We start from the raw sequence: 7,794 nt of genomic DNA on the forward strand, positions 1-7,794 counted from the left end.
TCAGGCTCGTTGCTGCGCCAGCAGCTCGCGGCACTGGCGTTCCTGCACCGCGATCTCCTGCAGCGTATCCTCGATGTCGCGGCGCTGCTGCTCCAGCGTGGCGCGGTGCTGGGCCAGCACCGCCAGGTACTGGCGCAACTGCACCTCGGTGTCGCCGGGGCCGTCGTACATGTCGATCAGCGTCAGGATCTCCGACAACTGCAGGCCCAGGCGCTTGCCGCGCAGGGCCAGCTTCAGGCGCGTGCGGTCGCGCGGCCCGAAGATGCGGTTGCGGCCCTCGCGCGCCGGGCTGACGATCCCCTGGTCTTCATAGAAGCGGATCGTGCGGGGCGTGACGTCGAACTCGCGGGCGAGCTCGGAGATGGTCCAGGTTGACGGGGACATGCGACGTGTGGCAGTTTACGTAAACGTAAATTATGATGACTTGACGCGATCGTCAAGCGTGGAGAGCGAGGCAATGAACCCCAACGAACAGAAGCTGCAGTATCCCTGGGCCGATTTCCAGCCCGAAGCCGGCCGCGCCCACCCGGTGGCCGAGGGCGTCAAGTGGATCCGCATGCCGCTGCCGTTCGCGCTGGATCATATCAATCTCTGGCTGCTGCGCGATCGCATCGACGGCCGCGACGGCTGGACCATCGTCGACTGCGGCATCTCGCGCGACGAGGTCAAGACGCTGTGGGAACAGGTGTTCGAGAACGAACTGGACGGCCTGCCGGTGCTGCGCGTCATCGTCACCCACATGCATCCGGACCACATCGGCCTGGCCTACTGGCTCTGTGAACGCTGGGACGCGCGGCTGTGGATGACCATGACCGACTTCATGGTCGCGTCGCTGTGGTCGTCGCGCCGCAATGACGCCGGCGCCGGGCCTGGCGGCCAGTCGGCGGTAGACCATTTCGCCCGCCACGGCCTGACCGATCCGGACGCGCAGGAACAGATCCGCCAGCGCGCCAACTACTTCCCCAACCTGGTGCCGGCCGTGCCGTCGCGCTACACCCGCATCATGCATGGCGACGCGGTGCGCATCGGCGCGCACGACTGGCGCGTCATCGTCGGCTACGGCCACGCGCCCGAGCACGCCTCGCTGCATTCGCCCGACCTGGGCGTGCTGATCTCCGGTGACATGGTGCTGCCGCGCATCTCAACCAACGTCAGTGTGTTCGACTACGAGCCCGACGCCAATCCGCTGCCGCTGTACCTGCGCTCGCTCGACGGCTACGCCGACGTGCCGCGCGACACGCTGGTGCTGCCGTCGCATGGCCGGCCTTTCAAGGGCCTGCACGAGCGCATCGCGCAGCAGCACGAGCATCACCGCGACCGTCTGGCCGAAGTATTGGAGGCCTGTAAGGCCGGACCGCAATCGACCTCCGACATCGTGCCGGTGCTGTTCAAGCGCAAGCTCGACCTGCACCAGCTGACCTTCGCCATGGGCGAGGCGCTGGCGCACCTGCATGCGCTGTATTTCGAAGGCAAGCTGACGCGCGGCACAGGCGCGGACGGCATCGTGCGCTTCAAGGCGGCCTGACGCCGCTCCAGCCACGTTGCGCGGCGGCCTCCCGCGGGCGAACCGGCGCGCGCGGCTGCGCCGGGTCGGCCCTCGCCAGGCTCGCGCCGGCCGGCGGCCTCAGCGCGTGGCCGTCGCCAGCCGCACGGCCAGTCCCACGAACACCAGTGCCGCGACGCGGTTGAGCCAGCGCTTGGCCGTGACCGAGCGTTGCAGCAGTTCGCCGAACGCGCCCGAGAAGAAGGCGATGGCGCCGAACACCAGCAGCGTGGCCAGCATGAACACCGCGCCCAGTTGCACCGTCTGCCAGCCCACCGAACCCAGTTTGGGCGAGGTGAACTGCGGCAGGAAGGCGAAGAAGAACAGCAGCACTTTGGGATTGGTCAGGTTCATGACGATGCCGCGCCGGTACAGCGCGGAGGTCTTCATCGGCTCGGGCCGCTGGCCGTCCTCGGCATGCACCGGCGCCCGCAGGATCTGCCACGCCAGGTAGGCCAGATACGCCGCGCCCGCCAGTTTCAGCGCCGTAAAGGCCACGGGGGAAGCCGCGAACACGGCGGCCAGCCCCAGCGCCACGGCGGCGGTGTGGCCCAGCAACCCGGTGCACAGCCCCAGCACCACGAACAGCCCGGCCTTGCGGCCCCAGATGGCCGATTGCATCAGCACGAACAGGTTGTCGGGCCCGGGCGTGAGGGCCAGCAATACGGCAATGCCGAAGAACGCGATCAGGGAATCGAGGGGCAGCATGGGGTCTCGCCAGGGTCGGGCGGCGCCTTGCGCGCCGGCAATCAAGTGGCCATCATACGAGGAAACCAAGGAGACACCATGTCCGCCGTACCCGAATCCGCTGCCGCGCGCCCCGACGCCGCGCTCGAAGACTGGCTGCGCGCGCGCCACAGTTGCCGCGCCTTCCTGCCCGAGCCGGTGCCGCGCGCCACCATCGAGCGCATCCTGACGCTGGCGCAGCGCACCGCGTCCTGGTGCAACTGCCAGCCCTGGCAGGTGACGGTGGCCTCGGGCGACGCCGCGCGGCGCCTGAGCCGGGCCCTGGTGGAACGCGCCGGGCAGCCCGGCTTCACGCCCGACTTCCCGTTCCCGCGCGAGTACCGGGGCGACTACCTGGCGCGGCGCCGCGAGTCGGGCTTCCAGCTATACGGCGCGGTCGGCGTGGCGCGTGGCGACCGCGAGGCCTATCGCCGCCAGGAGCTGCGCAACTTCCAGTTGTTCGACGCACCGCACGTGGCCATCATCACCACCGACGAGGCGCTGGGCGAGTACGGCGCCATCGACTGCGGCGGCTATGTCGCCAATTTCCTGCTGGCGGCGCAGGCCAACGGCGTGGCCACGGTGGCCCAGGCCTCGCTGGCGATGTATCCCGAGGTGCTGCGCGAACAGCTCGGCATCGGTTCCGACCGCCGCGTGGTCTGCGCCATCTCGTTCGGCTACGCCGATACGGCCCATCCGGCCAACAGCTATCGCACCAGCCGCGCCGAGCTTGACGCGGCGGTGCGCTGGATCGACTGACCGCCGGCCGCGGGGGCGCGACATTCCCGTGCGTTCCTGCTAGGGTTCGGATTCCCGACAATACGCAAGCATTGGCTCCAGAAGATGGCTATCACCAAACACATCGATACGGTTTTGCAGCACGCGGGCACCGCCCCGTTCAACCCCGAGACCGGCACGGCCCCGGTGCCGCTGCCGCCGATGCGGGCCAGCACGGTGCGCTTCGAGAACCTGGCCGCACTGGAAAAGGCCCAGCGCAGCAAGGCCGCCGGCGGCCGCGCCACCACCTACGGCCGCATGGGCATGGACACGCACGCGGCGCTGGAGCAGGTCTTCGCGCAGCTCGAAGGCGGCACCCACGCGTATCTGGCGCCGTCGGGCCTGTCGGCCATGACGATGGTGATGCTGGCGCTGTGCTCGGCCGGCGACCACGCGCTGATCTCCGATTGCGTCTACGGCCCGATGCGCGAGCTGGACGATGCCGTGCTCAAGCGCATGAACATCGCCGTCACCTACTTCGCCGCCGGCGAGGACCTGGACGCGCTGGTGCAGCCCAATACCAAGCTGCTGTACGTGGAATCGCCCGGCTCGCTGCTGTTCGAGATGCTCGACATGGGCGCCATGGCCGCCATCGCGCAGCGCCACGGCCTGGTGCTGGCCACCGACAACACCTGGGGCTCGGGCTACATCTACCGGCCGCTGACGCTGGGCGCGCAGGTGTCGGTCATCGCCGGCACCAAGTACGTGGGCGGCCATTCCGACCTGATGCTGGGCGCGGTGGTCACCAATGACGAGGCGATTGCCAGGAAGCTGAACCGCACCCAGTACGCCATGGGTTATTCCATCAGCGCCGACGACGCCTGGCTGGCGCTGCGCGGCGTGCGCACCATGCCGATCCGCATGGCGCAGCACGCGCGCCACGCGCTGCAGGTCTGCGAGTTCTTCAAGCAGCGCCCCGAGACCGTGCGCCTGTTCCACCCGGCCTGGCCGCAGGATCCGGGCCATGCGCTGTGGCAGCGCGACTGCACCGGTTCGAACGGCATGCTGTCGGTCGAGCTGCGCCTGCCGCCGGCGGCCGCGCGCGTGTTCGTCGACGAACTGGAACTGTTCGGTATCGGTTTCTCGTGGGGCGGCTACGAAAGCCTGGTGCAACTGGTGTCGCCCAAGGACCTGTCGCACCATCGCTATTGGGGCGAGGGCGACAACGCACTGGTGCGCCTGCACATCGGCCTGGAGTCGCCGCAGGACATCATCGCCGACCTGACCCAGGCGCTGGAAAAGGCCGCGGCGGTCAAGGGCTGACCCGGGCGTGACCGCCGGCCGGGCCCGGCCGGCGCGCCAGCCCCGCCCGCCCCGCCCGGGATGAAGGCCGGCGCAAGGCCCGTGCGGCAAGGCGCCGCTGTATGTCAGGCGTTGGCGCGGACCCACGCGCCGATGCGCGCGGCGATGTCGTCGCTGTTGTCGTCCATCATCGGCATGTGCGAATTGCCGCGAATACCCATGTCGGCCAGGCGCCAGCGGGTAACGCGGCCGCCCCGTGCCGCCAACTGGTCGGCGTAGACCTGCCCCGCCGCATCCAGCCTGGCCCATAGCGGCGTGGCGTCGAGATAGTCGCCATAGACGAACAGAAAGGGCTTGCCCGCCACCGCCGCCGCGTCCACTTCCGCCGAGAACCCCGAGGGCTCGATGCCGATGACCCCGCGCACCAGTTCCGGCCGCGCCTGCAGCGCGCGGTAGGCCACTTCGCCGCCATGGCTGTGCGCCAGCACCAGGCACGGGCCGATGCGTTCCAGCGCGGCGCACAAGCCCGCCAGCGCCGCATCGTTGTTGCCCAGCCAGCGCGGCACGGCGTGGCGGATGAAATCGTCGAAGGCCGCCAGCGGAAAGCGCTGGCCGTCGAAGGCGCGGCGCTGCGCGTAGTCCTCGGCGCGGCCGAAGCGGAACAGCGACCAGCTTTCCTCGGCGTTGCGCACGATCGGCGCATCGGGCCAGACCTCCTCGAACGGCGTCCAGCCGGCGCGGCCGCGCTCGACGTTGTCGACCACGTAGACCGCGTGGCCCTGACGCACGAAATGCTGCAACCAGCCATGCCGGCCGTCCGGCGTCTGTTCCCACATCGCGCCGGTCATGCCGCCGCCGTGCAGCAGCACCAGCGGCAGCGGATGGCGGCGTTCGGCCGGGATGAAGTACTGCACGTAGGCCTGTTCGACGTGGTACAGCCCGTTGGGGTCGTACGTCAGCGAGGCGGTCTTGGTGAAGGCGATCTCGCGCACCGGGCGGCCGCTGATATGCGCCTGCCGCCCGCCCGCGTAGAAGCTGCCGAAATCGGCCAGCGCCAGGGGGCCTACTTCTTGACCAGCGGACATTGGCTTTCCGACAGGGGCCAGGCGAGCGAGTCGCCGGGAATGGTGCGCACGATGTTGTAGTAGTCCCAGGGCGCCTTGGACTGGTCGGGCGATTTCACCTGCGCCAGCATCATGTCGCGCACCACCAGGCCGTCTTCGCGAATGCGCGCGTTCAGGCTGAAGGGGTCGTCGATCGGCATCGACTTCATCTTCGCCATCACCGCGTCCGAATCGGTGGTGCCGGCCGCCTGCACCGCGCGCAGGTAGTGGCGCACCGAGCTGTACACGCCGGCCTGCAGGAAGGTGGGCGGGCGGCCCAGGCGGGCTTCGAACTTCTTGCTGAAGGCGCGGGTGCCGTCGTTCATGTCCCAATAGGACGGCACCGTCAGGTAGGTGTGCTGCGCGGCCTGCAATCCCAGGCTGTGCACGTCGGTCAGCAGCAACAGCATTGCCGCCAGCTTCTGGCCGCCGCTGGCGATGCCGAATTCGGCCGCCTGCTTGATCGCCGAGATGGTGTCGCCGCCAGCGTTGGCGACGGCGATGATCTGCGCCTTGGAGGCCTGCGCCTGCAGCAGGAACGAGGCGAAGTCCGAGGCGTTGAGCGGGTGGAACACCGTGCCCACCACTTCGCCGCCGTTGGCCTTGACCACGGTCTCGGTGTCGGCGGCCAGCTGCTTGCCGAAGGCGTAATCGGACGCCAGGATGAACCAGCGCTTGTTGCCTTCCTTGACCACGGCGGTGGCGGTGCCGCGCGACAGCGCGTAGGTGGTGTAGGTCCATTGCACGCCATAGGGCGAGCATTGCGCCTGCGTCAGCGCGGTGGTGCCGGGGCTGGAGAACAGCACCAGCTTCTTCTTTTCGCGCGCGATGCCCTGCACCGCCAGCGCCACCGAGGCATTGGGCACGTCCACCACCACGTCGACGCCGTCGGTGTCGTACCACTTGCGCACCATGCCGCTGCCGATGTCGGGCCGGTGCTGGTGGTCGCCCGATACTAGCGCCACGGGTTTGCCGAGCACGCTGCCGCCCAGTTCCTCGATCGCCAGGCGCGCGGCCTCGACCGAGCCGCGCCCGGTGGCATCGGCGGTGACGCCGGCCATGTCGGTCAGGACGCCGATCTTCACGCCGTCGGCGTCATTGGCTTGCGCTGAAAGGCCGGCCAGCGCCAGGCTCACGCCCAGCGCCGCGCGGCGCAGGAATTGCTGTCTCATCTTCCACCCCTTGTAGGCCGCGCGTGGCGGCGAATAATTATGGGAGGAAGTGTATATCGCGGCGGGCGCTCTGCCGCGTCCGCTCGCCTTGGGGATGACCCCATGAAAAACGCCCCGGCCGGTCGGCGCGGGGCGTCGTCATGAACGCGATTCAGGCGCGGGTCACTTGCCGCGGGCCATCGGGATCAGCTTGTTCACTTCCTGCAGGGCGCCTTCGTAGCTGTTGCCCGCCATGACCGGCGAGGTCATGAACTTGCCGCCGACGGCGAACGACGGCGTGCCTTCGATGCGATAGGCTTCGGCCAGCTGGTTGGCGCGCTGGACCTGGGTCTGCACGCTGAACGAATCGAACACCGAGTCGAACTTGGCGCGGTCCACGCCCTGCGCGGCGGCCCACTCGCCCATGGCCTTCTTGTCGATCAGGCGCTTGTGCTCGCCGTGGATGGCGGTGAAGACCTTGGCGTGCAGGTCGGGGCGATCCAGGGCCACCAGGGTGTAGTACAGCTGTTGCAGCGGCTTCATGCCGGCGTTGAAGGCGATCGGCACCTGCTTGAGCACGACGTCGTCGGGCTTGGTCTTGGCCCAGTCCTCGACCATGGGTTCCATGGCGGCGCAGTGCGGGCAGGTGTAGGCGAAGAATTCCAGGACCTCGATCTTGCCCGGGGTATCCGACGGCAGCGGCGGATTGATCGGCACATAGGCCTGGGTGCCCTGGGCGTGGCTGACCGGGCTGAAGAACGCGGTGGCGGTCAGCGCGGCGGCTGCCAGGATGCGGATGAGCTTGGGGGACAGCATGATGGGGTGAGGTTCCTGAACAAAGAGGTTACAGACAGGGCCAGGCCCGGATTAGTTCAATCAAAAACCATGATGCGGGCGCCGTGTTACTGGCGCACCACCGCCGTTTCGATCTTGTTTTCGCCCAGGCGGCCTCGGGCGCGGTTCATGTCGTCCAGGCGGGCGAACGGACCGACGCGCACGCGGTTGATCGGCTTGCCGTTGACCTCGGCCTTCTGCACCGCCACCGGCAGGCCCAGCAGGATGATGCGGGCCTTGAGCGATTCGGCGTCGTCCTGGCCGCGGAAGGCGCCAGCCTGCAGGTAGTACGAGCCATTGGCCGACGCGGTCGGGGCGGCGCTGGCGACCGGCGCCTTGGCCGCGGGGGCCGGGGTCGGCGCCACCTTGGCGATGGGCGTGGGCGGCGCGCTGGCGGCCGGCGCGGGGGCGGCCGCGG

9 protein-coding genes are annotated in these 7,794 nt (G+C 69.0%); 3 read left to right on the plus strand and 6 right to left on the minus strand.

The features are described from left to right. Entirely contained in the window at positions 1-384 is a 384-nt protein-coding gene (locus tag AruCF_RS00590) for a MerR family transcriptional regulator (protein WP_049070466.1), read from the minus strand. A gap of 73 nt (positions 385-457) precedes the next feature. Between AruCF_RS00590 and AruCF_RS00595 the strand changes: the two genes are divergently transcribed. Further along, positions 458-1,525, plus strand: a complete 1,068-nt coding sequence (locus tag AruCF_RS00595) for an MBL fold metallo-hydrolase (protein WP_049070468.1) — start codon at positions 458-460, stop codon at positions 1,523-1,525. Positions 1,526-1,624: 99 nt separating this feature from the next. Here the strand turns inward: AruCF_RS00595 and AruCF_RS00600 are convergent, their stop codons facing one another. Beyond that, a complete protein-coding gene (locus AruCF_RS00600) occupies positions 1,625-2,251 on the minus strand; it encodes a LysE family translocator (protein WP_049070470.1) in 627 nt (208 codons plus the stop codon). 78 nt (positions 2,252-2,329) lie between these two features. On the opposite strand from AruCF_RS00600, the gene AruCF_RS00605 reads away from it, so the two are divergent. Next, the gene (locus AruCF_RS00605; RefSeq protein ID WP_049070472.1) at positions 2,330-3,028 is read left to right on the plus strand and encodes a nitroreductase; all 699 of its coding nucleotides are present in this window, start codon (positions 2,330-2,332) and stop codon (positions 3,026-3,028) included. Positions 3,029-3,112: 84 nt separating this feature from the next. Continuing rightward, positions 3,113-4,309 carry a cystathionine beta-lyase gene (metC, locus tag AruCF_RS00610; protein ID WP_083036486.1) on the plus strand — a complete coding sequence of 399 codons (1,197 nt, stop codon included), beginning with the start codon at positions 3,113-3,115 and terminating at the stop codon, positions 4,307-4,309. Between the two features lie 104 nt (positions 4,310-4,413). Here metC and AruCF_RS00615 read toward each other — a convergent pair whose 3' ends face one another. The 4 genes from AruCF_RS00615 to AruCF_RS00630 all read right to left on the minus strand — a co-directional run. Continuing rightward, positions 4,414-5,373, minus strand: coding sequence for an alpha/beta hydrolase (locus AruCF_RS00615; protein WP_049070475.1), 960 nt, complete (start codon positions 5,371-5,373; stop codon positions 4,414-4,416). Further along, the gene (locus AruCF_RS00620) at positions 5,352-6,563 is read right to left on the minus strand and encodes an ABC transporter substrate-binding protein (protein ID WP_083036489.1); all 1,212 of its coding nucleotides are present in this window, start codon (positions 6,561-6,563) and stop codon (positions 5,352-5,354) included. Before AruCF_RS00620 ends, AruCF_RS00615 begins: the two co-directional genes overlap by 22 nt. A 162-nt stretch (positions 6,564-6,725) precedes the next feature. Further along, positions 6,726-7,358: a thiol:disulfide interchange protein DsbA/DsbL gene (locus AruCF_RS00625; RefSeq protein ID WP_026383974.1), complete on the minus strand. Its 633-nt coding sequence runs from the start codon at positions 7,356-7,358 to the stop codon at positions 6,726-6,728. A gap of 86 nt (positions 7,359-7,444) precedes the next feature. Continuing rightward, positions 7,445-7,794, minus strand: a 350-nt coding sequence (locus AruCF_RS00630; protein WP_174655151.1) for an SPOR domain-containing protein, incomplete at its 5' end; no start/stop codon positions are given.

It is taken from the genome of Achromobacter ruhlandii (assembly GCF_002082135.1).
Taxonomy (GTDB): Bacteria; Pseudomonadota; Gammaproteobacteria; order Burkholderiales; family Burkholderiaceae_B; genus Achromobacter; species Achromobacter ruhlandii.

Excerpts from the sequence above, each read along its gene's own strand:
- AruCF_RS00590 (WP_049070466.1), bottom strand. The coding sequence starts at position 384 with ATGTCCCCGTCAACCTGGACCATCTCCGAGCTCGCCCGCGAGTTCGAC.
- AruCF_RS00595 (WP_049070468.1), top strand. The coding sequence starts at position 458 with ATGAACCCCAACGAACAGAAGCTGCAGTATCCCTGGGCCGATTTCCAG.
- AruCF_RS00600 (WP_049070470.1), bottom strand. The coding sequence starts at position 2,251 with ATGCTGCCCCTCGATTCCCTGATCGCGTTCTTCGGCATTGCCGTATTG.
- AruCF_RS00605 (WP_049070472.1), top strand. The coding sequence starts at position 2,330 with ATGTCCGCCGTACCCGAATCCGCTGCCGCGCGCCCCGACGCCGCGCTC.
- metC (WP_083036486.1), top strand. The coding sequence starts at position 3,113 with ATGGCTATCACCAAACACATCGATACGGTTTTGCAGCACGCGGGCACC.
- AruCF_RS00615 (WP_049070475.1), bottom strand. The coding sequence starts at position 5,373 with ATGTCCGCTGGTCAAGAAGTAGGCCCCCTGGCGCTGGCCGATTTCGGC.
- AruCF_RS00620 (WP_083036489.1), bottom strand. The coding sequence starts at position 6,563 with ATGAGACAGCAATTCCTGCGCCGCGCGGCGCTGGGCGTGAGCCTGGCG.
- AruCF_RS00625 (WP_026383974.1), bottom strand. The coding sequence starts at position 7,358 with ATGCTGTCCCCCAAGCTCATCCGCATCCTGGCAGCCGCCGCGCTGACC.